Genomic DNA, 26,567 nt, shown 5'->3' on the forward strand with positions numbered 1-26,567 from the left:
AAAAAAGCAGTTTTCCCTGCTCATTTTATATATAGCCATAGAGTCCACGTACACTGACTTCACCGCTGATAATTCTTTTTATTTTTCCTTCGGAATTTACAAGCAAAGCACCTGTTTCATCAATTCCAAGTGCGACGGCTTGATAACTACCTTTAGGGTCAAGAATCTTCACGTCTTTACCGATATTTGCCAAATGCTTTTCATAATTTTCTTTAAGTCCGCTCATATCCTCTGTTTTTAAAAAAGTATTAAAGTTCTTATAGAAGTGATATATAATACCTGCAATTAATTTAGCTCTGTCCATTAAAATACCTGTTTCAAGCAAAAGAGATGATGCCATATCTTTTATATCATCAGGGAATTCCTTATTATTAACATTTATACCCATTCCCGAAATAATGTATTTTATACCGTCCATATCTGAGCTCATTTCCGTAAGTATACCTGATATTTTCTTTGAATTTATGACTATATCATTCGGCCATTTGATGGTGGCGCTTATAGGGTAAAGCTCTTCTATAGCATCACAAATGGAGATGGCGGTTACCAGAGTGATCATAGAAGCCTTTTCTACAGCAATCTCAGGCTTTATACAAAGGCTCATAAAGATACCGATTCCGGCAGGTGAACTCCAACTTCTTCCCATTCTGCCTTTTCCCAAAGTTTGCATATCGGCTACTACAAGGAAGTCGGAATTTATCTTGTCTGCCATCAGTCGGGCATAGTTATTGGTGGAGTCGACTTCATCCAGATATATTATCTGTGGTGCATTGGAGAGTTTATAAGAACTTATATTTTGCTCTATTTCCACTTGATTTAGAATATTACTTTTTGCCAAAAGAAGATAGCCTTTGTTATTGACGGATTCTATATTGTAGCCTTCTTTTTTTAGTGCGGAAATAGCCTTCCATACGGCAGTCCTTGAGACACCTAGACTTTCTGAAATATCTTGACCGGATACATGAATGTTATTTGATAATAAGATTTTTAAAACTTCATTCTTTAACATATTTCTCCTTATATGTTGTATAAAAAATAATGTATCAAGTGGGATTCGAACCCACAGTCTTCAGAGTCGGAGTCTGATGCGTTATCCAATACGCTATTGATACAAACAAATATTACAAAATTATATCATTTTTTATAATAAATTGATAGGTGCTTTTTGCAATAATATTTGATAAAATAATACCGGAATCAAAAGGTTATAAATTAATTATAAAGAGGCATTTATGAGAAATAAAAAAATAATAACAGGAATAGGTATGATGGCAGTGATGATGGCGGTTGCTACGGGCTGCAGCAATACAAGCAAGGCAGTAAGCACTGAGGAGACCACAACAGTTGCCGAGTCTACCATGTCTGAAGAGGAAAGAGTATTATCGGATTATAAAACATATGGTATGCAAAAGGATCCGATTCCGGGAATTATAGAGCTTGTGAAGGCTTATCAGTACGCAAAAGTAAATGCGGATGCCAGAAGAATGTACAATGTTTTTGGAAGAAGCGATGAGGACGGACTTGCGGATTTGCAGGCAAAACTTACAGATGAGGCAAAGGTATACGAATCATTTGATGATACTGTTACCTATGTAACAAAGGGATATGAGGATAATTCATATGTGGTATTTATCAGTTCAAATGTAAAGTTCCATGATATTGATACAAAAGCACCGATGCTTACATGGGCATATGTAAAAGAAGAGCCTAAGGATGCTTTTTATATGGTAGAGACTGACAAGCTGACTGCTGAAGAGAGGCAGTATGTGGATGAGGTTTCCAAGTCGGAAGATATTATTGCTCTTGATGCACAGATGAGAAAAGACCTTGCAACTGCAGTAACAAGTGATATACAGCTTGGAACACTTTATTCTATTTGGGTGCAAAATGCGTCTACAAATGAGAGCAGTGCTGCAGTGGAAACTTCAGAGCAACCTACAGAAACAACTGTAGAAGAAAGTACTGTAGAGAGTATTACAGAAACCGATAAAGAGGAAGCTAATGTGTCAATAGCCGAGACAAAGAGCGGAAACTGATATGGATGTAAGAGATTTTTGGTATGATCTGCCACAGGAACTTATAGCACAGGACCCTCTTGAAGACAGAGCATCTTCAAGGCTTTTGGTACTTGATAAAGTAAGCGGAGATATCAGTCATAAGCATTTTTTTGATATTATAGATTATTTAAATGAAGGTGATTGCCTGGTACTTAATGAAACCAAGGTAATACCTGCAAGACTTATGGGTGTTAAAAAGGATACCGGAGCGGCGATAGAAATACTTCTTTTAAAGAGAAAGTCAAAGACCGCCTGGGAATGCCTTGTAAAGCCGGGGAAAAAATGTAAGGTCGGAGCGAAGATTGATTTCGGAGACGGATTACTTTTGGGAACAATAGTTGATATTGTGGAGGAAGGTAACAGGATCATAGAATTCGAGTTTGAAGGGATTTTTGAAGAGATCTTAGATAAGCTTGGAACTATGCCGCTTCCACCATATATTACACATGTGCTGAAGGACAAAAACCGATATCAGACAGTATATGCAAAGAATGAGGGCTCTGCTGCGGCGCCTACAGCAGGTTTGCATTTTACAAAGGAGCTGCTTGACAAAATTGAGAAAAAGGGTATCAGACTTGCAAAGGTTACTTTGCATGTGGGACTTGGTACTTTTAGACCTGTAAAGGTTACGGATGTAAATGAACATCATATGCATTCTGAGTTTTTCCAAATATCAAAAGAGGCTGCGGATATAATCAACAGCACAAGGGAAAATGGAAAAAGGGTTATCTGTGTGGGAACCACAAGTACCAGAACTATAGAAAGTGCGGCGGATGAAAACGGACATCTTGAAGAAAAGTCGGGGTGGACAGATATTTTCATATATCCCGGATATAAGTTTAAGGTTTTGGATGCACTTATTACAAACTTCCATTTACCGGAGTCCACTTTGGTAATGCTTGTAAGTGCATTGGCAGGAAGAGAAAATATATTGCATGCCTATGAGGAGGCTGTAAAAGAGAAATACAGATTTTTCAGTTTTGGGGATGCGATGTTTATAAATTAAATGTATTTTTAGAAAGGGTTTTTATGAAGATGAGAAAAAGCATTGTGGCATTACTTGTTTTGTCGATGATTATAGGACTTATGAGCTTTAGTGTATATGCCGCAACAGTAAGAAAGGTAACTACAAGCAATTACACACCGCAGCAGACTGAGCCTGCTACAAGAATCTATGTAAGTAAGACAAGCAAGGAGCTTACACTTATAGCCGACAATAAGGTAATAGGTAAATGGCCATGTAGTCTTGGAGAGTTTTCAGCAAACGGAACAAAGCAAAAGCAGGGTGACAGAACAACTCCGAATGGCGATTACTATATCTGTGTAAGAAATGATAAGAGTGCATATCATTTATCTCTTGGACTTTCTTACCCTGACAAGGCGGCAGCCGACAGAGGATTTGAACAGGGAATTATTACACAGGAAGAAAAGGATGCCATCTACACAGCTATTGATAAGAAGGTATGTCCTCCATGGAATACAGCACTTGGCGGTGCAATAATGATCCACGGAAATTATCAAAAAGGTGTACCTACAGCGGGTTGTGTGGCTGTAAGCAATGATGTAATGGATATTATCTGGCCATATGGACAGCTTGGAATCAAGGTTTCGGTAGGACCATAAAGATATAGGGCATGTTATAGGCTTTGTCTATAATATGCCTTTTTAAATGGAGAGAATGTGAATATTAGGAGAGCAAAATTCTCGGATATAAACAGGCTTCTTGAGATATATAAAACAGCAAGAGAATATATGAGAGCAACAGGCAATCCATATCAGTGGAAGAATTCCTATCCAAGTAAAAAGCTTGTAAAAGACGATATAGAGAATAAAGCATGCTACGTAATTGAAAGAGAAGGTCATATTTTTGCATGTTTTACTTTTATGAAAGGCCGTGAAAAGAGCTATGAGCGTGATTTTTCATGTGGTAAAGACTATGGAATAATACATAGAGTGGCGAGTGATGGAAGTGAAAGAGGAATTGTAAGAGAAATAATAAATTTTACAAAGAAAGACGGACTGTTGAGAATAGATACTCATGAGGACAATATCACAATGCAAAGAGCATTGGAGAATATAGGGTTTAAAAAGCTCGGTATTGTATATCTGCATGACGGAAGTCGCAGGATATTATATGAATTAAAGGAGGAGTTATGATCAGACATGTAAAAGCGGAGGATTTGGACAGACTGGCACAGATAGAGGCGGATTCTTATCCGAAAGCTGAGGCGGCAAGTAGGGAAAGCATAAAAAAGAGAATGGAAAGTTTTCCGGAGTGCTTTTGGATACTGGAAGAGGATGGGATTATAAAGAGTTTCATAAACGGTATGGCTACAGATGAAGAGGACCTTACAGATATTATGTATGATGATGCCTCTATGCATAAAAAAGACGGAGAGTGGCAGATGATATTCTCCGTAGTTACAGAAAAGCCTTACAGAGGTCAGGGGCTTGCAAATCAGGTGATGAATAAGGTAATAGAGGATTGTAGGGATAGAGGAAGAAAAGGAATAGTACTTACTTGTAAAGACGGACTCAGACTTTTTTATGCAGAATTTGGATATGAGGATGAGGGCGTATCACAGTCAAATCATGGCGATACTATCTGGTATAAGATGAGAATGACATTGAAAACTTGATTTCCACGAGTACGTAAAAGAGCTTTGACAGGTAAAAACATATGTATGTAAAGAGCATTTGATAGAAAAATCATAACATCTTCAATAATATTATCGAGAAAGGAGGTACTAATTTTGGAACTTGGTAAAAGAATCAAATACTACAGAAATGAGAAGTCTTTTACACAGGATAATCTTGCTGAAAGAGTTTTTGTCTCAAGACAGACTATTTCCAATTGGGAGAATGACAAAAGTTATCCGGACATTAACAGTATAATCTTATTGAGTGAAGTATTAGAGGTATCTATTGATAATTTGATTAAAGGAGATGTTGATTTGATGAAGGTTGAAATCCATTCGGAAGAAGTTAAGAAAATGAAGTTGTATTCTCTAATGATGCTGATTTTATTTTTTCTATCGGTAGGGTCAATATTTCCGTTGTTTAAATTTATTGGTGTTTATGCGTTTATTCCATGCTTTATATTATGGATGACTGCAATGATTTTTGCGTTTAAAATAGAGAGAATCAAGAAAAACAATAATATTCAAAGCTATAAGGAAATTGTAGCATTTACAGAGGGAAAAGGATTGGATGAATTAAAGAAACTTGAAGAAAATGCAAAGCGTCCATATCAAAAAATCCTGTCAGTAATTGTTACTGTATTAATCACTGTATCGATTTGTGGAATCATGTACATAATTTTCAGATGAGATATAAGAGCCGGTGAGATCAAAACGATTTCATCGGCTCTTGTTTTATTTGTAAATATCTTCATCTACTAAGTTTTGCACATAGTCAAGGAAAAGCTTAATTGTAGGATGGGATTTCTTTATATTCATATAATGTAATGAAAAATGTCTCATATTTGCATTATCAAGCGGATATGTTATCACCTTGTCGCTATCCAATAAATTCTGTGTGGAAAATCTTGAGCAGATACTTATGCCCATACCGTGAACTATCATCTGCTGTATTGATTCAAGGTCATTTGTCTGTGCAATAACATTTAAGTCGCTTTTCTTTATGCCAAGCCCTTCGAGAAGCTTGCTGGCTACAAATTGTGTGCCGGAGCCGTTGGATCTTAATATCATAGGATATTTTAATATATCCGATATTTTGGCATGGCTGTCCCTTAATTTTTTGTATTCCTCCGTTGCAGGTGTAACCAGCATAAGATGATCCGGACATACCTTAAGGCTCTCACAAAGCGGTGAGTTTATGTCTTTTCCGGTAAATGCTATATCAACGCTGTCGCTAAGTAAAAGCTCTGCTATTTCGTCGCTGCTTCCCTGCCAGATACTAAAATGCATTTCAGGATATTTCTCTTTAAAGCCTGCAATAATCTTAGGAAGAAGATAGCCTGAAGGTATGGAGGAAGCACCTATATGTAACATACTTTTTGATGACTGCTGCAGTGAGAGTACAGCCTGATCCTTGGTCTCCACTATTTTTCTGGCATAGGAGAGAAATGTCTCACCCTCAGGTGTGAGAGTAATGGACTTTGTAGTTCTTAAAAGCAGCTTTCTTCCCAAATCATCCTCTAAGTTTTGAACATGTGAGCTTATAGTTGACTGTGACAGATATAAATATTTTGCAGCCTGTGAAAAACTCTTTAATTCGGCTGTGGCCACGAAAGCCTCCAATTGTCTGAATTCCATAAATTATCTCCTTTAATATAATTATAGGTTTATTTATAGATAAAGTCAATAAATGGTTGTGCAAGATTAGTTAACTGTATAAAAAGAAAAATAAAAATAATTTCAAAGTTTTTTAAAAAACATGTTGACAACAACTTTTATATATTGTATTATATCGAAGTGTTCAAAAAACACAGAACACAAAAAAATGAAAAAGCGCCTTTAGCTCAGTTGGTAGAGCAGTAGACTCTTAATCTATTTGTCCAGGGTTCGAGTCCCTGAAGGCGCATGAAGGTCCTACTTGATAGACAGTGAGCTATTGGGAAGGGCTTTTTTTGTTGTATAATGAATAAAATTAGGTTATAATTAAAGACAATGCTTAAATGCAAAAGCAGTGAATTTGTTTCGACTTTGTGCAAAGGAGTTATATATGCTGAGAGTTGGTATGCTAACAAGTGGAGGAGATTGTCAGGCCTTAAACGCAACAATGCGCGGTGTGGCAAAGAGTCTTTACAAATCTGATAAAGAGGTGGAAATAATAGGTTTTCTTGAAGGCTACAAGGGGCTTATGTATGAGGAATACAGAGTAATGAAACCTTCAGATTTTTCGGGTATATTGACAACGGGCGGAACTATGCTCGGAACCAGTCGTCAGCCTTTCAAACTTATGAGAGAGCCCGATGCAAACGGTATGGATAAAGTGGAGGCAATGAAATCAACTTATAAGAAGTTAAAACTTGATTGCCTTGTGGTGCTTGGTGGAAACGGATCACAAAAAACCGCAAATCTTTTAAGTGAAGAGGGATTAAATGTCATAGGACTTCCAAAGACTATAGATAATGATCTTTACGGTACGGATATGACATTCGGTTTTCAAAGTGCAATGGAAATAGCTACAAATGCTATTGACTGTATACATACTACAGCTGCTTCTCACAGCAGAGTCTTTATTGTAGAAGTAATGGGGCATAAGGTGGGGTGGCTTACACTGTATGCAGGTCTTGCAGGCGGTGCGGACATCATTTTGATACCTGAAATACCTTATGATATCAAAAAAATAGCCGAAGCTATAAAGATAAGAGAAAAGGAAGGTAAGAAGTTTACCATACTTGCAGTGGCAGAGGGCGCAATATCAAAGGAAGATGCGGCCCTTTCAAAAAAAGAATTAAAAAAGAAGAAGCTGAAAGACGCAGGAAGATATCCTTCTATAAGTTATGAAATAGGAGATATGCTAAGTGCCGAGACAGATGTGGATGTAAGAGTGACGGTTCCGGGACATACTCAAAGAGGCGGAGACCCGAATCCTTATGACAGAGCTCTTTCTACAAGGCTTGGTGCGCATGGAGCCGAACTTATACTTGGAAAAAAGTTCGGTCGTCTTGTGGTATTAAAGGGCACAGAGGTTACAGATATTGCTTTAAATGAGTCTGCCGGCAAATTAAAATATGTAGATCCCGAGTCTTCACTTGTAAGAGAGGCAAGACTTGTGGGAATAAGCTTTGGCGACAAATAGAAAGGAAGCAAATGGCTTATACAGCATTATATAGGAAGTTTCGACCTTCAAATTTTGATGAGGTAGTAGGTCAGGAAGCTATAACAAGAACTTTAAAAAATCAGTTAAAGACCGGAAGAATATCACATGCATATCTTTTTTGCGGAACAAGGGGTACAGGAAAAACAAGTATAGCCAAGATAATGGCAAGGGCACTCAATTGTGAAAATCCTACAGATGCGGGACCGTGTAATGAATGCCCAACCTGTAAGTCAATATTAAGCGAAGCTTCCATAAATGTAGTGGAAATAGATGCGGCTTCCAATAACGGTGTGGACAATATAAGAGATATAAAGGAACAGGTACAATATCCGCCAACTTTCGGAAAGTACAAAGTGTTTATTATAGATGAGGTGCATATGCTTTCTACAGGAGCATTCAATGCACTTTTAAAAACTCTTGAAGAACCGCCGCAATATGTTATATTTATTCTGGCAACCACAGAGGTACATAAGCTGCCGGTTACAGTGCTGTCAAGATGCCAAAGATATGATTTTAAAAGAATAGGCATCGACACCATATCGGAAAGGTTAAAGAGCCTGTGTAAGAGTGAAGGTGTTGATATAGAAGACAGGGCGCTTGAGTATATTGCAAAGTCTGCAGACGGAGCTATGAGAGATGCACTCAGCCTTTTGGATGAATGTATTTCGTTTTTACAAAATGAAAAGATAAGCTATGAAGCGGTACTGGATATACTTGGGGCTTCAGATATAAGTGTATTTAATGAGCTTTTGGACGGAGTACTTGAGGGCAATACTATAGAAGTGTTGAATCTTTTGAATAATTCCATAATAGACGGAAAAGAGATAGGGCAGTTTGTGACGGATTTTCTATGGTATCTGAGAAATATTCTGATACTTAAGTCCACACAAAATGACAGTTCGCTGGTTGACATGTCGGAACAGAACTTACAAAATTTAAAAGAAAAAGCAAATACTGTTTCCAAAGAAACGCTTATGCGGTATATTAGAAATTTGTCGGAGCTTTCCAATAAATTAAAGACGGCCACACAAAAAAGAGTTGTGGCGGAACTTGAATTTATAAGACTTATGACTCCTGAGATGGAGGATAATCTGGACAGTGTGCTTGAGAGACTCTCAAGACTTGAGTCGGGAGTAAGGCCTGTTAATACGGTACAAAGAAGTCAGGAAGAAAAGGCGGATATTCCGATAGAGGATGAAGTCATAGAGCTTCCGAAAGCGACCTATGATGATTTCATGGCAATAAAGAAGGAATGGAACAGCATAGTGGAACATCTTGGAGGCAAGGCGGGCAGTGTTTATAAGGAAGCTGAGATAGAGCCGGTAAAAGAAGGCGGTATCGATGTTATTTTCTTTAACAAGATGTTTTACGATATGGGAAATAAGGAGACGACAATCTTAGATTTGCGTACATTTTTAAGTGAAAAATACGGAAAAGATATTGCAATCCGGATTTCTTTAAGAGAAAATAAGGTTGTAAGAAACACAAGATATGTTTCGATAGACGAGATAAAATCTGTTATAAACACAGACATTATTATAGAACAGTAAGGAGATATTTATGGCAAAGCGTGGCGGTTTCGGTGGAGGCATGATGCCCGGTAATATAAATCAGTTGATGAAGCAGGCTCAGAAGATGCAAAAGCAGATGGAAGAGCAAAGTGCGGCCTTTGAAGGTAAGGAGTTTAGCGCAAGTGCCGGAGGCGGTGCGGTAAGCATTACCGTTTCAGGTAAAAAGGAAATCACAAAGGTATCTATAGATAAAGAAGTGGTAGATCCTGACGATGTGGAAATGTTAGAAGATTTGATAATGGCGGCTACAAATGAGGCTCTCAGAAAGATGGAAGAAGAGCATTCCGCACTGATGGGCGGCATTGCAGGTGGAGCAGGAAAGTTGCCATTCTAATGGATTATTACAGCAGTCATATCAGCAAGCTTATAGAGGAACTTTCAAAGCTGCCGGGGGTGGGAGCAAAGTCCGCGCAAAGGCTTGCTTTTCACATAATTGGAATGTCAAGTGAACAGGTAGAGTCATTGTCAAGGGCAATAAAAGATGCCAAGGGCAATGTGAATTATTGCAAAGAATGCTATACCTTGACAGACGGAGAAGTCTGTCCTATATGTGCCAGTGAAAAAAGAGATCATAAGACCATAATGGTAGTGGAAAACACAAGGGATCTGGCGGCATATGAAAAGACCGGAAAGTATAATGGAGTATATCATGTTTTACACGGGGCAATTTCACCTATGCTTGGAATAGGTCCGGCGGATATTAAGCTGAAGGAACTGATAAAAAGACTCGAGGGTGATGTAGATGAAGTTATAATTGCCACAAACTCCACACTTGAGGGTGAGACTACGGCAATGTATATAGCAAAACTTGTAAAACCCACAGGTATAGAGGTGAGCAGGATAGCAAGCGGAGTCCCTGTAGGCGGGGATTTGGAATATATTGACGAAGTGACTCTGTTGAGGGCACTTGAAGGAAGAAGAGCACTCTAGGGTGCAAAAGTAAAAAATCTTGAGGTTTGGTGCAAGTATGGATAAATATGAATTTAATTTAAAGGTTGAACAACTGAATAAATTGGTGAAAAGCGGTGACTACAAGGCTGCCATGAGAATCACCGATACAATCGACTGGAGTAGAGTTCATAATGCAGGCTTATTGACAACCGTTTCAGAAGTCTATGAAAAAAACGATGAGTATAAGGAAGCCAGAGAGGTATTGCTTTTGGCCTATGACAGAGCACCGGTCGGTAAAAGAGCTTTGTACAGGCTTACCATGCTTGCGATAAAAGAGGGAGATATAGCGGAGGCTGAAGCTTACTACAGAGAATATATCGAGATATCACCTCAAGACAGCAGAAAATATCTTATGGAATATCATATTGCTGTGGCAAAGGGTGAAGACATACATAAGAAGATTAGAATTCTTGAGAAGTACAGTGATATCGAGAAGATGGACGAGCAGTGGAAATACGAACTCGCACAGCTTTATGCTCAGGCAGGAAGAATAGATGATTGTATAAAGACCTGTGATGAAATAATGCTTTTATTCGGAGTCGGTGAGTATGTGGAAAAGGCCGCGGCTTTGAAGGAGTCAACAGGCTGTCCTTTGAGCTCAAAGCAGCAGGAGCAGGTTGATAACAAGGAGTTCTATGAGGACAGATTAAACTCGCTTGCAAAACAGTATGAAAGTGAGAATTATCCGAATCTTAATCTGGATGATATGAGTGCATATAAACCCAGAGAGGAAAAAAGAACTACTATAAGTCTGATTGATGAGGAAGAAAGTCCAAATGAGGATGCTTCCATAAATACTGAGCTTTTTCCAAAGACTGTCGGTGTAAACGAAATAAGGATATCAGAAACAACATTTAAGGGGGAAAACGTGAACCCGGAATTTGAAATAGAACTCAAGAGAGCCATAGCAATCACAAATGAAAATTTGAATAAGATGAAGACTGAAGGCGATCATGCATCTATGAGAGAGATAGATGAAGAAGTCAGAGCACATATGGAAAGAGTGGAGAGAATCAAACAGGGAAGATTTAATGCTCCACCGGTCGTGGGTGAAAGAAGAAAAAGCAGAATCAGTAATCACTTTGACAGTATGGGACTTCCAAAAACTCACGGAAGCAGAGATGAACGTGAGGGCATGGACAAAGTACAAAACACATGGATAAGCGATGAAGAGGAAAGAAAGTCTTCAGACAATGACGATACATCTGAAGATTCACACCTTGCGGAGCCTGTTTTAGAAGATACGGTTACTAAAGCCGAGCAGGCCAAAGACAGTGAAAATATAAAAGAGCAGGCTGATGAAGTAGTCAAAGCTGATGTAGACGAGGCTGATGTTGCGGTTGAGTCGGATATCGAAGAAGAAAAAAACGATAAGATTGATTTGATAAATATAAATACAAATAAGAGTGATGTACTTCAAAGTAATACGGATCAAAGTGATGAGGATGATGATTTCATAGAGGATATACCTGATGAACCGCCTGTAGAGAATATCACGGTTACAGAAACGGCCTCAACAAAGGTATTGGAAAACTATGTCCCGGAAAAGAAGAATCCTATATTTGATAAGGATGATTTAATAAACAGCTATTTTGACGATGAAATAGACATGGGTGTACCTACCGTTTCATCTGTTATGGCCAAAAGAAAAGAGCAAAAAGATGTGGTCCAAAGCAGTATAAAAAGTGAAACAACAATGGAAGTGGTAGATGATGAAGAAATCTATTACACAAAGGAAGAAAGAACTTTTGTAACAAAGGTAAAGAAGGGTGAAGAACCTGAGGAAATCTTTATAGAGCCTGAGTATAAAGAAGTGGAAGCCGAGGATGAAGGTACCGTTATGATAGAAGAAAACGATATTCAAGAGGATACAACAAAAGAAACAGATATTCAAGGGGAAGAAAAAAAGGGAACTGAAGAGATTGCAAAATCCGATTCACCTGAAGATGAAGAAGAGGGCGATACCGTTGTTATTGAAGAGAGTGTGGAAGAGGCTGCAAATGATGATAGTAGGGAGGTTGATTTACCTGTGCACGGAAAGGTAATGAAAGCAAAAGCGCCAAAATCAAGAGAGCCGAAGGAATATTTGATGAGAAGACCGGGCTCCATAATGGTAGAGGGTATAACAGGACAAAAGGCTCTTGAAAATGCCATAGAGGTATTGAGAGAGGTAAATGAACTTACAAAGATAAAACATACAGTATTAAAAATCAAGGCAAAGAGTCTTAAGGCAAAAGGAGTGATGAACTCTATTGATAAGATTAAAGGTAAAGATCTTATTATAGTTGATGCGGGATACCTTGATGATAATACTATTGCGGAACTCATAGAGTTTATCAGAGACGGTAAGGAGACTGTAGTATTTGCGGATACAATCGAAGGTATTGCAAACCTTATAGAAGCAAACGATCTTTTGCATGGAATGAGTCTTGTTATGAGAGAGGAAGAGGTTCCTGTAAAGAGAAAGAATATTGTGGCAAATATTGAGCTGAAGGATAAAGCAAAGGAGCCTGAGAAGGAAGAAAGCAAGGAGGCACAGGAGAAAGTTGTTGAGGAAGACGATACGGAAAAAGAGCCGCAGAGTACTGAAGAATTATCGGACCTTGAAATCATAGCGAATATTTTAAAGAAGGAATATGGCGAGGATTTTCAGTTTGAAATGCAGGAAATCGGAAGCTCGGACAGCATTACCTTACATGCAAACAACAAACCGGAGTCTGATGTGAAAGAGGAAGAAAAAGAGGCCATTAAGATTGAGCCTGTTATGTCACAGACTGTAAAGGAAGAAGATAAAGAAGTAGAAAAAGCTGAGACACCGGATGAAGAGCCTAATCAGATTGAAGAGAAGGCAGAAGCCGATATAGCGTATGAGGAAGAAGACGGTGAGGATAACGTTCCTATGGATGTGGACGATTTTATTAACTATGCACTCAGTTATGCAAAGGAAATAGAATGCGTGCTTTACAACAAGGCAAAGTATGCTGTTGAAGAAAGAGCGGATTATATGAAGGAGGATAAAACTCCATTGACCAGAAAGAATGCCAGAAATCTTATAGATCACGCAGCAGACCTTGCTGAAAGGCCGGGGGTTGTGAAGGCTATATTCGGATTTATGAATCCTAAGTATGATAAAGAAGGCAGATTGATTCTAAGAGAGGAGCATTTTAGGATATAATGTGTTTTAATGTTCTGGAGGTCTGTATATTACTGTTTTTTATAGGTATGATAGCGCGAGGGTATATGAAGGGCCTTTTAAAAATATCCATTACAATGCTGGCGCTCATATCAAGTGTAATTGCTTTGAATTTTGTGAATCCATATCTTAGAAATGAGTTGCAGCAAAACACCAAACTAAACCAACTTGTTTTGACCACAATTTATGAAAAAATAGGACTTAATGAGATGCATGAAGACTCATCAAATGCCGATGGAAGAAGAGAGGCGATTGATAAACTGAATGTACCCACAAAGGTCAAAGATGTTTTGAAGAAAAATGATGACAGAGTATTTTATGAAAAGCTCGGAGTATATACTTTTTCAGATTATATTGCAAGCTATGTTACTCAGATGACTGTCAATTCTATAAGTTTCATCGGTTCATTTGTACTGGTTTGGCTGGTGCTTGGGATACTGTTTAAAGGTAACAAGATTCTAAGCAAGATACCGGTTTTGGGCGGAGTCAATCAGCTGCTGGGAGCTTTTACAGGTTTTATTTTTGCATTGATAATATTCTGGGTCGGCTGTATTTTTATCATCGCCCTTTCTACAACAAAGATGGGGGCGAATCTTTCTGAAATGTTGGAATGCAGCCCGATTTTGGTATTTTTATCAAGAATGAACCCTATAGCGGTATTTTTAGGACTGTAGATATGGAGGTTATATGAAATCTAAAAGAAAGCTGATGAATGCATCAAATGTTATAGTCGGACTTTGGGTTATGGCTATGTTTACCATCTTCCCTTTGATTTACAATGATTTTTATTTTGACATCTTGCAGACAAAATATTATACGGTATTGACTCTTTCAATAATAATGATTTTGGCTTTGATTGTAATATGCGGTTTTGCAGGCGGATTTAAAAATTTCTTTGATAATCTGAATAAAAAAGGGTTTGTCGTATGGTTCAAAGAAGAATTCAGCATATGGGATATATGTATAATGGTATTCTGGCTGATGAGTGCACTTTCTACAGCATTTGCAGGAAGATTTATAATGGAATCCATTACAGGAGATAAGGGAAGATATTCGGGACTCCTACTTATTTCTATCTATGTGATACTTTATTTTACAGTAAGTCGCATGTTTTCATTTGGCAAGGTCTACTTTACAGTTTTCCTTGCAGTAAGTATTCCTGTATGTTTGTTTGGATACACCGATTATTTCAATATGGACATATTGGGATTTAAGGAGAAAATAAGCCCTGAGCAGTGGCCTATATTCACTTCAACCATCGGAAATATAAATACATATACCGCTGTATTGGCATTTTATATTGCAATTGCCGGAACATTGTTCATTACTACTCCATTTAAAAGTGACAACGGCAGAGGTGAGAGCATTGGAAAAATAGTTTTCTACTATGTGATAATGCTTATGAACTTTATTGCACTTGCAATGGGTACTTCCGATAACGGTTATCTTACACTTGCCGCATTCTTCGGTCTTGTACCTTTTGTGGCATTCAGAACTATGGAGGGTGTAAGAAGATTCTTACTGACAATTTTTACTTATCTTCTCGGAATAAAGATAATACAGCTGATAAATATAAGCTATGCGGGCAAAGTGCTCGGTATTTCAGGTTTATACGATTTTATAAGTGATTTTAAATATCTGGATTTAATAATTGTTGCTTTGGCAATCGTAGTTATTATCATGTATGTACTTGAATACAGAAAGAAAGAAAAAAGAAGAGACAACGAAGTGCTTTTAAGAAGCTTAAGATATATCTGGCTTGCAATACTTGTTATAATATTTGCGGCAATAGTATTTATGGGAATGAAGATAAACTCGGATGTAACTGCTGCTAAAGAAAAGTACGGTGCTCTTGCAGATTATTTTGTATTTAACGATTCATGGGGTACTTTCAGAGGTTATATATGGAGAGCCGCTGTGGAAGAGTATATGAAGTTCCCGTTGCTTCACAAGATTTTCGGAAGCGGACCGGATACTTTCGGCTTATATATCGGTTTACTTAGAAACGAAGAAATGACAAGTGTAACCGGTCAGTTCTTTGATGCGACACATAATGAGTATATACAATTTTTATTTACTCTTGGACCTATAGCTACAATAGCCTATATTCTGGCACTTATACTTCCAAGTGTTGAAGCGCTAAGAACAAGACTGTTTTATCTTAGAGACAATACAATGCTGCCATATTTGTATGCATGTGCTATTGCGGTAATTTGCTATGCCACTCAGGCTGTCGTAAACTTGAACTTACCTGTGGTAACACCATTTTTATGGATATTCCTAAGTATCATGGTGGCAATACTTAGAGACAAAGGAGAAGTTATAAATGGATAAGATAATCCTTTCAGGAGATCGTCCTACAGGGAAATTACATGTAGGACATTATATCGGCTCTATTAAAAGAAGAGTTGAATTACAAAATTCAGGAGAATTTAAAAAGATTTTTATAATGGTGGCAGATGCTCAGGCACTCACCGACAATATGGAAAATCCTGAGAAGGTAAGACAGAATATTATAGAGGTAGTACTTGATTATCTGGCATGCGGTATCGACCCTAAGAAGTCTACTATATTCATACAGTCAATGGTACCGGAGCTTACAGAACTGGCATTTTACTATATGAATCTTGTTACTGTTTCAAGACTTCAAAGAAACCCTACAGTAAAGGCTGAGATAGGTCTTAGAAATTTTGAAAACAGTATTCCGGTAGGATTTTTCACATATCCTATATCACAGGCATCGGATATTACAGCGTTTAAAGCAACTACAGTACCTGTGGGTGAGGATCAGTTGCCTATGATTGAGCAGACCAGAGAGATAGTAAGAAAGTTTAATTCAGTATACGGTGAAACTTTGGTAGAGCCTGAAGCGCTTATACCACAGGAAGATGCAGCTAAGAGACTTCCGGGTACGGACGGTAAGTCAAAGATGAGTAAGTCGCTTGGAAATTGTATTTATCTTTCAGATGATGCAGATACTGTTGCATCAGCTATAAAGACTATGTATACAGATCCTTTACATATAAAGGTAAGCGACCCGGGACATCTTGAGGGTAACACGGTATTTACATATCTGGACGCCTTTTCAAGACCGGAGCATTTCGCAGAGTATCTTCCGGATTATAATTCACTTGATGAGCTCAAAGAGCATTATACACGTGGCGGATTGGGAGATATGAAGGTAAAGAAGTTCCTTGCAAGCATAATGGAAGAAACCTTGGCACCGATTAGAGCAAGAAGAGCGGAATTTGAAAAAGATATTCCGGCAATCTATGAGATGCTTAAGGAAAGCTGTGAGGCTGCAAGAAATGAAGCTGCAAATACACTTTCAGAAGTAAAGAATGCTATGAGAATAAATTACTTTGATGATGTAGAGTTGATAAAGTCACAGGCAGATAGATTTCACAATAAATAATAAAGTTTAAAATTTAAATCCAAGCTTTATTTATGATCTTATATGAGATTGTAAAATCAAGCTTGGATTTTTTGATTGAATTTTTTTATAAATTTTAAAATAACACTTGACAGTTGAACATATATTCAACTATAATAGCAACATAACAGTTGAACATATATTCAACTAAAGGGAGGTGTGTTGAAGTAGAGAGTTTAAGCAGAGAAGAGGCAATAGACAGAGCAAAGATAAATATGCTTGAGGCTGAAACGATAGATTCTCTGTCAAAGCTTTTTAAAGTATTAGGAGATCCGACAAGGATAAAGATACTTTGGGCATTAAATGTACATGATTTATGTGTACTTGATATTTGTGAAGTGCTGGGAATGACAAAGTCGGCGGTATCACATCAGCTTGGTACACTTAAGGAAGCCAAGCTTGTTAAAGCAAGAAGAGAAGGTAAGGAAGTATATTATTCACTTGATGACGAACATGTAAAGGAGATATTTGAAACAGGTATCGTACATGTCTCTCATAGATGTAAAGCAGATTTTTAAAGGAGAAAAGAAATGAAAAGAGTTTATAAATTAGAAGGTTTGGATTGTGCTGATTGTGCTGCAAAGCTTGAGAAAAAGCTTGCCGCCATTGACGGTATTACAAGTGCAAATATCAACTTTATGACATTAAAATGCACCCTTGAGGCTGAGGCTGAGAAGATGAATGAGATTATTGAAAAGGCTATGGAAATTATAAAGGTTGAAGAGCCTGATGTAGAGGTAAAGAGAGCATAATTTAATTAATGCAGGTGTATTCATTAGATAGAAGGATAATATGAACGATAAGCAAAAGAAGATGTTAAGAAAAATAATTATTGGGGCAAGTCTTTATATAATCGCCGTCATAGTTTCAAAAATAAACTTTTCCATGTCAAATATAATCAGTTTCGGACTGTTCATAGCGGCATATATAATAGTGGGAAAGGAGGTATTACTTAAAGCCTTCTCAAATATAAAAAGAGGTAAGGTATTTGATGAAAACTTCCTTATGACTATTGCTACCGTAGGTGCGGTTATAATAGGTGAATATCCGGAAGCTGTCGGAGTTATGCTCTTTTATATGGTGGGCGAGTTCTTACAATCTCTGGCAGTAAATAAATCCAGAAAATCCATATCGGATATGATGAATATAAGACCCGATTATGCAAATCTTGTAAAAGAAGACGGCAGTGTGGAAACAGTGGATCCATATGACGTTGAAGTCGGCTCATATATACAGATAAAAGCCGGTGAGATAATACCGCTTGACGGAATAGTGGTATCCGGAAAGGCAATGCTTGATACTTCAGCACTTACAGGTGAGTCTGTACCAAGAAGTGCAAATGCAGGTGATCAGGTATATAGCGGTAGTATAAATAAGGACGGCCTTTTAAAGCTTGAGGTCACAAAAGAGTTTAGTGAGTCTACAGCAAGTAAAATTCTTGACCTCGTGGAAAATGCCGCAGCAAAGAAATCGAAGACAGAAAACTTTATCTCAAAGTTTGCAGGAATATATACTCCTATAGTTGTTTTTGCAGCTATAGCACTGGCAGTTATTCCGCCTTTTATATTTCCGGGAACAGGATTTGCCACATGGATTTACAGGGCACTTACATTCTTAGTTGTATCATGTCCTTGTGCATTTGTTATAGCGATTCCTTTAAGCTTTTTCAGCGGTATAGGTGCATCGTCAAAAATAGGTGTGCTCATAAAGGGAAGCAATTATCTTGAACTTTTAGCCGGAGTAAGGACTTTTGTGTTTGATAAAACCGGTACCTTAACAAAGGGAGTTTTTGAGGTGGTAAGCTTACATCCAAATAATGTAAGTGAAGAAGAATTGTTAAGTAAGGCAGCAATGGCGGAAGAGTATTCTTCACATCCTATAGCAATATCTATTAAAAAGGCATATGAAGAACTGAAAACCGAATCGGAAGAAAATACAAATATTTCCGACAGATTAAGTGACTTAAAAGAGATTGCAGGACATGGTATCAGTATAAAAGTTGACGGCAAAGAGGTTCTTGTAGGTAATGACAAGCTTATGAGTTCAAACAGTATAGATTTTGAAAAAAGTGAAGAATTCGGAAGTGTTGTCTATGTGGCTGAGGAAGGCAAATTCTTAGGATCGATTGTAATAAATGATCGAATAAAGGAAGATGCAGGTGAAAGCCTGATTGCACTAAAGAGTGTCGGAGTTGAAAAGTCTGTAATGCTTACAGGCGATATAAAAGAGGTCGCGGATGTAGTGGCAAATGAGCTGGGAATTGACTATGCATACTCTGAACTTTTACCACAGGATAAGGTTGAAAAGGTGGAAGAGGAACTTGATGACAATAAAATACTGGCATTTGTAGGTGACGGATTAAACGATGCTCCGGTTTTGGCAAGAGCCGATATAGGTATTGCAATGGGAGGTATAGGTTCCGACGCAGCTATTGAAGCGGCGGATGTGGTTATAATGGATGATAAGCTTTACAATATAGTAAGAGGTATCAAACTTGCAAAAAGAACTATGAGCATTGCAAAGCAAAATATTATATTTGCTTTGGGTGTTAAGCTTATTTTCCTATTGCTTGCGGCCATAGGTTTTGGTACTATGTGGGAAGCGGTATTCGCTGATGTAGGTGTAACTGTACTTTGTGTAATCAATGCTATGAGAAACCTGCAGACAAAAAACATATAATGGAGATTTTATGGAAAAGATAACAAGCTTTACAATAGACCATCTAAAGCTTCTGCCGGGAGTTTATGTGTCAAGAAAAGATAATATCGGTGAAGAGATTGTTACCACATTTGATATAAGAATGACCAGGCCGAATTTTGAGCCGGTAATAAATACTGCGGAGCTTCATGCTATTGAGCATCTGGGGGCAACATTTTTAAGAAACCACAAAGATTACGGAGAGAGTATTCTCTATTTCGGACCTATGGGATGTAGAACAGGATTTTACCTGCTTTTAAAGGGCAATCATGAGTCAAATGAGATTATACCTTTGCTTAAGGAGATGTTCGAGTTTATAAAGAACTATGAGGGAGAGGTTCCCGGAGCCTGTGCAAAGGACTGTGGCAACTATCTGGATATAAATTTGCCTATGGCAAGATATATTTCGGCTAAGTATCTTGATGAAGTATTGTCTGATATATCAAAAGAGAGATTGATATATCCTGAATAAATTTGAAAATATATTTAAATAAGATTTAAAGGTATATAAGCTTCGGCCTATATACCTTTTTAAAATGTAAGCAATAAAACCTTATTTGTAAATTCTTACAAAAGAAGGAATGATTCCTATTATTAGGGAGTGAAAACCGGAGAAATTAATTTTATACAATAAAAAAGTGTAGAAATTCGAGATAAGAATAAGTATAATTGTACCGTTAAATATTTTTCGCTTACTATATTTAATAGTAACAGGACAACGGAAGGAGGAGTACATATCAACACATTAAGAAAACGTTTGACCGGAGTATTGTCATTCATACTTGCATTAATAATTACATTTACCTCTGTGCCAATCGACGCACATGCAACAGGTATAGGTAGTCAAGTTACAACAAAAATAGGATACTCTGTAAGCAGTCAAACAACATCGCTGATAGGAAAACAGGAATCTTACAGTATTCAGACGGGTATTTCAGGTACGGTAGGAAGTTATACACTGCCATACTCAATCATTTATTTGTCAAAAGACAAATTTGAGGAACCGTCTGCAGCAGATGTATCAACAGCCAACTTCATACAAGGAGTTACAGTTGACAGCACAAGTGATGCACAATACTATAAGATAAAAGTTACTTATAGACAATTGACGGCCGGACCGCCTGTTACATTCCCGTTTAGAGCGGTTCTCAAAAACTTGAATGTTGCCGGAGGGGAGCAGGTTAATATTAAGACAACTTTCCACGACAAAGACGGAGTGGAGATTGTAAACGACAACAAAAATTTCACTGCTGCAGGCTATGTGGCAGGTATTGAAGGAAATGACAACAGTCAGACTAATCCGAGACAGATGGGTTATGGTGAGACAATCGTAGATGCGGATGTTGATTCAACACATACAAAATTTTCACCAAATTACCAAAACGATATCACATTCTCTATTATGAACGGAAAAAAGAACGCGACCAATGGAGAAGTGAGAGTAGTATATTCGGAAGGTTTGGATAAGAGACCGGTTAGAGTAACTGTTACATTGCCTTCAACATCGGTTTGGGATGCTTCATTACCGAACAATGCAGGCTGGACTTATAATTCGGCTGACAATACAATTACAAAAGATTTTACAAGAACAGGCTATGAGTTTAGGCCTCTTTTTACCATAAAGTATGGAACCGGAACCACAGTAGGACGACAGACTTTCCCGGTAAAAACGGCACTTGTAAACACTGACGGAAGTGCAGATTCCACAACAGAGAGAAACGGTAGCGTATTTAAGGATTATTCTTATGTAAGAAAGCTTAAAGGAAACAAATATCACCTTCGCTACAATTATGCGGTTCCCGTAAAAGAAGAATACAAACATGCTTATTTAATTACAGCAGGACAGTATTGGGGAACTACGGTAGTACAAAATACTACAACAACATTAAATACAATCATTGATGAGCCATGGAGTCCAAGCCTTTTTACAGGTTACGGAATCCGTGTACAAAACGGTTATTTTGATGCCGCAAATCTTGCGCTTATAGCTCAAAACAAGCTGATCGGTGTAAATGATGACGGCAGCGAGGAAGTTATACAGACAAATGTGCCGTATGAAGTGGTAAATAATGATGCAGCTATGACAACAGACAGCATACCGATTGCCATGACACCTAAGCACTATAAGAGTGTAAGACTTGAATTTGACAACGAGGTGACAATATCAAAGTACGGTGAGAAGGCTATAGGTCTTGTAGTTGAGACACAGCTTACACCTGCCGAGTTTACAAAGGAGAAAAACAGACTTGCTGCAAATCCTTCACCTTCATCCTCAAATGTTACAAATACAGGTAAGGTACAGTCATACTCCAACGGCGTATGGACAACTATAAGCTCAAATGCGGTATATATTATGCGTGAAGAGTATGCTCAGATGCAGCTTGACAAATTAAGTCAGAAGATTAACGGCAATACTTCTTCAAATATAGCCTACACCGGAAATACCATGGAATATGAGATGAATGTCAACTATGACAATTCATATATATTCAGCGAGGACAGAGATGTAGAAAACGGTAAGCTTGTTATGGTTGTCGATCCGGAGTTAAACTTTAACAGCATTACAGTCGGAGGAACGCCTTACTTTACAGTTGATGTAAATCCTACCGAAGTAGCCAATTACGGCGGAACGGGAAAGAAAGCATATATCTTCGATCTCAATAATTTTGCCTTCAAAAAGCAACAGCAGGCAATTTTTAAGAGAGATAATATAAAGGTTTCATTTACTCCAAGTTCAAGTCTTGAGCCGGGAGAACATAAAGTTGAAGCTATACTTTCATGGACCAATAATACGGATCAGGCAAACAGTAAGGATCCTCACACAGTATTTTCAAAGGCTACTGCAAATTACCTTGATATTTATGATTCAAACGAGAACGGAAGTACAAATGACAGACTTTCAAGAATAGAGTGGAAGTTCAACTTCGTACCTCCACAGTCGGTTATCATAAACAAGGTTGAAAAGCTTGAATCCGAGCCTGACAGTGCATACCGTGCAAAGATGAAAGCTGAAAAGGATGAGATAGTTCAATATCGTATCATGGCTTATAACAACTCAAATGCGGATGCAACAGAGTTGAATTTCTTGGATGTTTTCCCATATGTGGGAGATAAGAACACGGTAAAGGACTATGCCGGAAATTATGTAGACCGCGGTTCCAAATTTGCAACTGTTTTACAAGGACCTGTAACTGCTCCGGCAGGATATACGGTTTACTATTCTACAGATTCACCTAAGGATACATTTGCCGAGAACCTTGCAAATACCTGGGTAAGTGCTTCAGGTATTTCAGACTGGAGTCAGGTAACAATGTTTAAGGCTATAATGAATACAGGTGTGAAGCTGACAAGGGATGACAAAGATTATTTTACCTACAAGGTAAAAATGCCTGATACAAAAGATTTGGATGAAGCTGATACAAGTAACAACTCTATTGCAACATGGTATGGAAACAATATTGACGGTGCAAATGAGGCAATCAACTCAAAGGTCGGTATTTACAAGTATCAGGTATCCGGAAAAGCATACTATGATGTTAATGATGACGGGGAGTATGGTACAGGAGATGTGCTGATTGCAAACCGTCCTGTAAAGCTTTTAAAAGACGGAAATGTTATTGCCGAAACTACAACAGACGCAAACGGTGATTATGCTTTCAAAAACATTATCACAAATGCGGGTAATTACAATGTGGTGGTTGAAACATTAACAAGTGATACAATCATTCCGAATAATCCAAGCACAAGTTCGGTAATAGGACAGGATTTTAACTCTACAGAGTCTTTAGCCTCAACATTATTTAGCGGACAGACAAGTACTTGGGCAAAAACAGATGTAAGTCTTACAAAGACAAAGACTAAATCTGTTAAAAACATAGGTCTGAAAAATCAGACTTCAAATCTTACGGTAAAACATATAAAGATTGATGACAACACCGAACTTATACCGGATACAACGACTGCTGCAGGCGTGGGAACACCATATACCACAGCGGCGGTTACAACAGATCCGAATTATGAGGTGGATACAACACAGCTTCCGGCAAATGCAAACGGTACTTATACGACTACAGACACAACTGTTGTTTATAAGTATAAGAGGAAAAATGCAGGAAAAGTTACAGTGCATCATTATGAAGTAGGTACAACTACAGAGCTTTACAAAGCTCCGGGTGCAACCGCGGCAGGACCGGAGGAACTTGACGGAACAAATAAGCTTGGCCTTTCATATACAACGCAGAGCAGAGAAAATGATATAGCAAACTTTGAGCTTACAACTCCTGCACCTGCAAATTCGACAGGAACATTTACTACAGGAGAGCAGGAAGTAATTTATTACTACAAGAGAAAGGATGCCGGAAAAGTTATAGTACACCACTATGAAACAGGGCAGACAACAGAGCTTTACACACCGGCAGGAAAAACTTCACCACAAGCTGAAGAACTTGACGGAAGCGGAAAGCTTGGACTTCCTTATACAACTGCAAGCAGAGAAAATGATATAGCAAACTTTGAGCTTACAACTCCGGCACCTACAAATGCAACAGGTACATTTACTACCGGAGTGCAGGAAGTAACTTATTTCTACAAGAGAAAGAATGCGGGAAATGTAGTGGTAAATTATCTTGAGCAGGGTACAAATGCGGTGCTTGATACTCAGGAGACTTTGGACGGAACAGGGAAGCTTGGAACAGCATTTACAACCGTACAGAAGAATATAAATGATTATGATTTTGTATCTGTAAGTCCGGCGGCAAACGGAACATTTACAAGCGGAACACAGACCGTCAACTACTACTATAAGAGAAAAGATGTTGGAGATATTGTAGTAAAATATGTAGAGCAGGGTAGCGGCACGGAGCTTGACACTCAGACAGTAATGAGCGGAGCAGGAAAGTCGGGACTTAGCTATACAACTACACCGAAGACAATTGCGGATTATGAGGTGGTAAGTACAACACCTGCAAACCATACAGGAACATATCCTGCAACAGGAACAACAACGGTAGTATATGAGTACAGAAGAAAGAATGCAGGAGATGTTACAGTACACCATTATGAACAGGGTACTACAACACCGCTTGTACCTGATATCACAATGAGCGGTACAGGAAAACTCGGAACTCCATATAATACTACAGAACAGACCATTCCGAACTTTACATTGGTGAGCACACCTGCAAATCAGAATGGAACATATACAACCGGAAATCAGGTGGTAACTTATTATTACAAGAGAAATGATGCCGGAAATGTAGTGGTAAATTATCTTGAGCAGGGTACAAATGCAGTGCTTGATACTCAGGAAACTCTGAACGGAACCGGAAAGCTTGGAACAGCCTTTACTACAGTACAAAAGAACATCAATGATTATGATTTTGTTTCTGTAAGTCCTGCAGTAAACGGAACATTTACAAGCGGAACACAGACTGTCAACTACTACTACAAGAGAAAAGATGCGGGAAATGTTTTAGTACATCATTACGAGATGGGAACAACAAACTCTCTTTCTCCTGATGAGAATCTAAACGGTGCAGGAAATGCAGGATTGCCATATACAACAAGCCCTGCAAATATAGCAAACTATACAGTAGTAAATGCTACACCTGCAGACCACACCGGAACATATCCGGCAACAGGAACAACAGTAGTAACATACGAGTACAAGAGAAATGACGCAGGAGATGTAGTTGTACATCACTATATTGACGGAACAACAACACCGCTTGTACCGGATACCACAATGAGTGGAACCGGAAAGCTCGGATTACCGTATACAACTACTGAGCATAGTATTCCGAACTTTACACTGGTAGCTCAACCTACAAATAAGAACGGAAACTATACTACAGGAAATCAGACTGTAACTTACCTTTATAGAAGAAATGATGCGGGAAATGTATTGGTTCACCATGTAGAACAGGGAACAGGTACACCTCTGGCACCTGATGAGAACTTAAGCGGTGCAGGAAAGTCAGGACTTACATATACAACAAGCCCTGAAAATATAACCAACTTTACAGTAGTAAATCCTACACCTACAAACAACACCGGAACATATCCGGCAACAGGAACAACAGTGGTAACATATGAGTATAAGAGAAATGATGCTCAGAGTATAACTGTAAAATATGTAGAACAGGGAAGTGGAACACCTCTGGATACAGATGATGTAATGGGAGGAGCCGGAAAGCTCGGACTTGCCTACACAACAACAGAGAAGAACATCCCTAACTATGAGTTGGCAGCACAACCTACAAATAAGAACGGAACATATACAAACACACCACAGACAGTAATCTATGAATATAGAAGAATACCTGCCGGAGATGTGACAAGCGTTTATGTAGATGAGGACGGGAATGAGATAGATATTCCTGATACACAAAGCGGAACAGGAAAGCTCGGACTTCCATACACAACTACATCAAAGACAATACCGAACTTCACATTAGTGAGTGTACCGCCTAACGCAACAGGAACATTTACACCGGGACCACAGACAGTAACCTATGTATATAGAAGAGCTGATGCGGGAGATGTAACCGTATACCACAAATCAGTATATGATAACAGCGACTTAAGCACACCGACAGTACTTGACGGAAGCAGAAAGCTGGGATTACCATATACAACAACGCCGGAGACATACTCAGACTATGAGATAGATACAGTACCGTCTAACGCAACAGGAACATATGTAAGCGGAAGCCAAACTGTAACATATCTATACAAGAGAAAGCAGTCAGGCGGAGTAAGTCGTAAATTATCTGGATAATCATGGAAACAGAATTGAGACACCTGATACAATAACAGGAACAGATAATGTAGGCTTGCCATACACAACAACCCCTAAGGTTATACCTAATTACACA

22 protein-coding genes and 2 tRNA genes are annotated in these 26,567 nt (G+C 38.3%); 21 read left to right on the forward strand and 3 right to left on the reverse strand.

Translation table 11 applies throughout. The features are described from left to right. Window positions 1-25: 25 nt before the first annotated feature. Both HMPREF1140_RS12920 and HMPREF1140_RS12925 read right to left on the reverse strand, forming a co-directional pair. Window positions 26-1,009: a biotin--[acetyl-CoA-carboxylase] ligase gene (locus HMPREF1140_RS12920; RefSeq protein ID WP_009664267.1), complete on the reverse strand. Its 984-nt coding sequence runs from the start codon at window positions 1,007-1,009 to the stop codon at window positions 26-28. Between the two features lie 30 nt (window positions 1,010-1,039). Continuing rightward, a tRNA-Arg gene (locus HMPREF1140_RS12925) sits at window positions 1,040-1,112 on the reverse strand. 120 nt (window positions 1,113-1,232) lie between these two features. Between HMPREF1140_RS12925 and HMPREF1140_RS12930 the strand changes: the two genes are divergently transcribed. From HMPREF1140_RS12930 to HMPREF1140_RS12955, 6 genes are all read left to right on the forward strand, one after another. After that, window positions 1,233-2,036 carry a hypothetical protein gene (locus HMPREF1140_RS12930; RefSeq protein WP_009664284.1) on the forward strand — a complete coding sequence of 268 codons (804 nt, stop codon included), beginning with the start codon at window positions 1,233-1,235 and terminating at the stop codon, window positions 2,034-2,036. Between the two features lies 1 nt (window position 2,037). Next, window positions 2,038-3,063, forward strand: a complete 1,026-nt coding sequence (gene queA, locus HMPREF1140_RS12935) for a tRNA preQ1(34) S-adenosylmethionine ribosyltransferase-isomerase QueA (protein ID WP_009664278.1) — start codon at window positions 2,038-2,040, stop codon at window positions 3,061-3,063. 23 nt (window positions 3,064-3,086) lie between these two features. Next, on the forward strand, window positions 3,087-3,680 hold the full coding sequence (locus tag HMPREF1140_RS12940) for a L,D-transpeptidase family protein (RefSeq protein WP_009664263.1): 594 nt from the start codon (window positions 3,087-3,089) through the stop codon (window positions 3,678-3,680). 57 nt (window positions 3,681-3,737) lie between these two features. Further along, window positions 3,738-4,214 carry a GNAT family acetyltransferase gene (locus tag HMPREF1140_RS12945; protein WP_009664272.1) on the forward strand — a complete coding sequence of 159 codons (477 nt, stop codon included), beginning with the start codon at window positions 3,738-3,740 and terminating at the stop codon, window positions 4,212-4,214. Then, a complete protein-coding gene (locus HMPREF1140_RS12950; protein WP_009664290.1) occupies window positions 4,211-4,696 on the forward strand; it encodes a GNAT family N-acetyltransferase in 486 nt (161 codons plus the stop codon). Before HMPREF1140_RS12945 ends, HMPREF1140_RS12950 begins: the two co-directional genes overlap by 4 nt. 114 nt (window positions 4,697-4,810) lie before the next feature. Further along, window positions 4,811-5,386, forward strand: a complete 576-nt coding sequence (locus tag HMPREF1140_RS12955) for a helix-turn-helix domain-containing protein (protein WP_009664265.1) — start codon at window positions 4,811-4,813, stop codon at window positions 5,384-5,386. A 45-nt stretch (window positions 5,387-5,431) separates the two neighbouring features. Here the strand turns inward: HMPREF1140_RS12955 and HMPREF1140_RS12960 are convergent, their stop codons facing one another. Further along, a complete protein-coding gene (locus tag HMPREF1140_RS12960; protein ID WP_009664279.1) occupies window positions 5,432-6,334 on the reverse strand; it encodes a selenium metabolism-associated LysR family transcriptional regulator in 903 nt (300 codons plus the stop codon). 195 nt (window positions 6,335-6,529) lie between these two features. Here HMPREF1140_RS12960 and HMPREF1140_RS12965 point away from each other — a divergent pair. The 15 genes from HMPREF1140_RS12965 to HMPREF1140_RS14180 all read left to right on the forward strand — a co-directional run. Further along, window positions 6,530-6,602 (forward strand) — tRNA-Lys (locus HMPREF1140_RS12965). Between the two features lie 141 nt (window positions 6,603-6,743). Further along, window positions 6,744-7,826 (forward strand): 6-phosphofructokinase, encoded by a 1,083-nt coding sequence (locus HMPREF1140_RS12970; RefSeq protein WP_009664286.1) that lies wholly within the window; start codon window positions 6,744-6,746, stop codon window positions 7,824-7,826. Window positions 7,827-7,837: 11 nt separating this feature from the next. Then, window positions 7,838-9,397: a DNA polymerase III subunit gamma/tau gene (dnaX, locus tag HMPREF1140_RS12975; protein WP_009664253.1), complete on the forward strand. Its 1,560-nt coding sequence runs from the start codon at window positions 7,838-7,840 to the stop codon at window positions 9,395-9,397. A gap of 10 nt (window positions 9,398-9,407) precedes the next feature. Then, the gene (locus tag HMPREF1140_RS12980) at window positions 9,408-9,752 is read left to right on the forward strand and encodes a YbaB/EbfC family nucleoid-associated protein (RefSeq protein WP_007594778.1); all 345 of its coding nucleotides are present in this window, start codon (window positions 9,408-9,410) and stop codon (window positions 9,750-9,752) included. Continuing rightward, a complete protein-coding gene (gene recR, locus HMPREF1140_RS12985) occupies window positions 9,752-10,348 on the forward strand; it encodes a recombination mediator RecR (RefSeq protein ID WP_007594776.1) in 597 nt (198 codons plus the stop codon). The genes HMPREF1140_RS12980 and recR overlap by 1 nt, the downstream gene beginning before the upstream one ends. A gap of 37 nt (window positions 10,349-10,385) precedes the next feature. After that, window positions 10,386-13,544, forward strand: coding sequence for a tetratricopeptide repeat protein (locus HMPREF1140_RS12990; RefSeq protein ID WP_009664288.1), 3,159 nt, complete (start codon window positions 10,386-10,388; stop codon window positions 13,542-13,544). A gap of 65 nt (window positions 13,545-13,609) precedes the next feature. Next, window positions 13,610-14,236, forward strand: a complete 627-nt coding sequence (locus tag HMPREF1140_RS12995) for a CvpA family protein (RefSeq protein ID WP_009664276.1) — start codon at window positions 13,610-13,612, stop codon at window positions 14,234-14,236. 13 nt (window positions 14,237-14,249) lie between these two features. Further along, the gene (locus HMPREF1140_RS13000; RefSeq protein ID WP_009664289.1) at window positions 14,250-15,896 is read left to right on the forward strand and encodes an O-antigen ligase family protein; all 1,647 of its coding nucleotides are present in this window, start codon (window positions 14,250-14,252) and stop codon (window positions 15,894-15,896) included. After that, window positions 15,889-16,977, forward strand: a complete 1,089-nt coding sequence (gene trpS / locus HMPREF1140_RS13005; RefSeq protein ID WP_009664262.1) for a tryptophan--tRNA ligase — start codon at window positions 15,889-15,891, stop codon at window positions 16,975-16,977. The genes HMPREF1140_RS13000 and trpS overlap by 8 nt, the downstream gene beginning before the upstream one ends. Window positions 16,978-17,126: 149 nt before the next feature. After that, complete coding sequence (locus HMPREF1140_RS13010; protein ID WP_009664247.1) at window positions 17,127-17,513, forward strand: ArsR/SmtB family transcription factor; 387 nt, start codon at window positions 17,127-17,129, stop codon at window positions 17,511-17,513. A 12-nt stretch (window positions 17,514-17,525) separates the two neighbouring features. After that, window positions 17,526-17,747 carry a cation transporter gene (locus HMPREF1140_RS13015; RefSeq protein WP_007594764.1) on the forward strand — a complete coding sequence of 74 codons (222 nt, stop codon included), beginning with the start codon at window positions 17,526-17,528 and terminating at the stop codon, window positions 17,745-17,747. A 40-nt stretch (window positions 17,748-17,787) separates the two neighbouring features. Further along, window positions 17,788-19,674 (forward strand): heavy metal translocating P-type ATPase, encoded by a 1,887-nt coding sequence (locus HMPREF1140_RS13020; RefSeq protein WP_009664283.1) that lies wholly within the window; start codon window positions 17,788-17,790, stop codon window positions 19,672-19,674. Between the two features lie 10 nt (window positions 19,675-19,684). Beyond that, complete coding sequence (locus HMPREF1140_RS13025; protein ID WP_009664285.1) at window positions 19,685-20,164, forward strand: S-ribosylhomocysteine lyase; 480 nt, start codon at window positions 19,685-19,687, stop codon at window positions 20,162-20,164. Between the two features lie 285 nt (window positions 20,165-20,449). After that, the gene (locus HMPREF1140_RS13030; protein WP_009664287.1) at window positions 20,450-26,470 is read left to right on the forward strand and encodes a MucBP domain-containing protein; all 6,021 of its coding nucleotides are present in this window, start codon (window positions 20,450-20,452) and stop codon (window positions 26,468-26,470) included. A 31-nt stretch (window positions 26,471-26,501) separates the two neighbouring features. Next, window positions 26,502-26,567 (forward strand): hypothetical protein (locus HMPREF1140_RS14180; RefSeq protein ID WP_442852173.1); only part of this gene is annotated, 66 nt, incomplete at its 3' end.

Origin of the sequence: Lachnoanaerobaculum sp. ICM7 (assembly GCF_000287675.1) — a bacterium.
Lineage (GTDB): Bacteria > Bacillota > Clostridia > Lachnospirales > Lachnospiraceae > Lachnoanaerobaculum.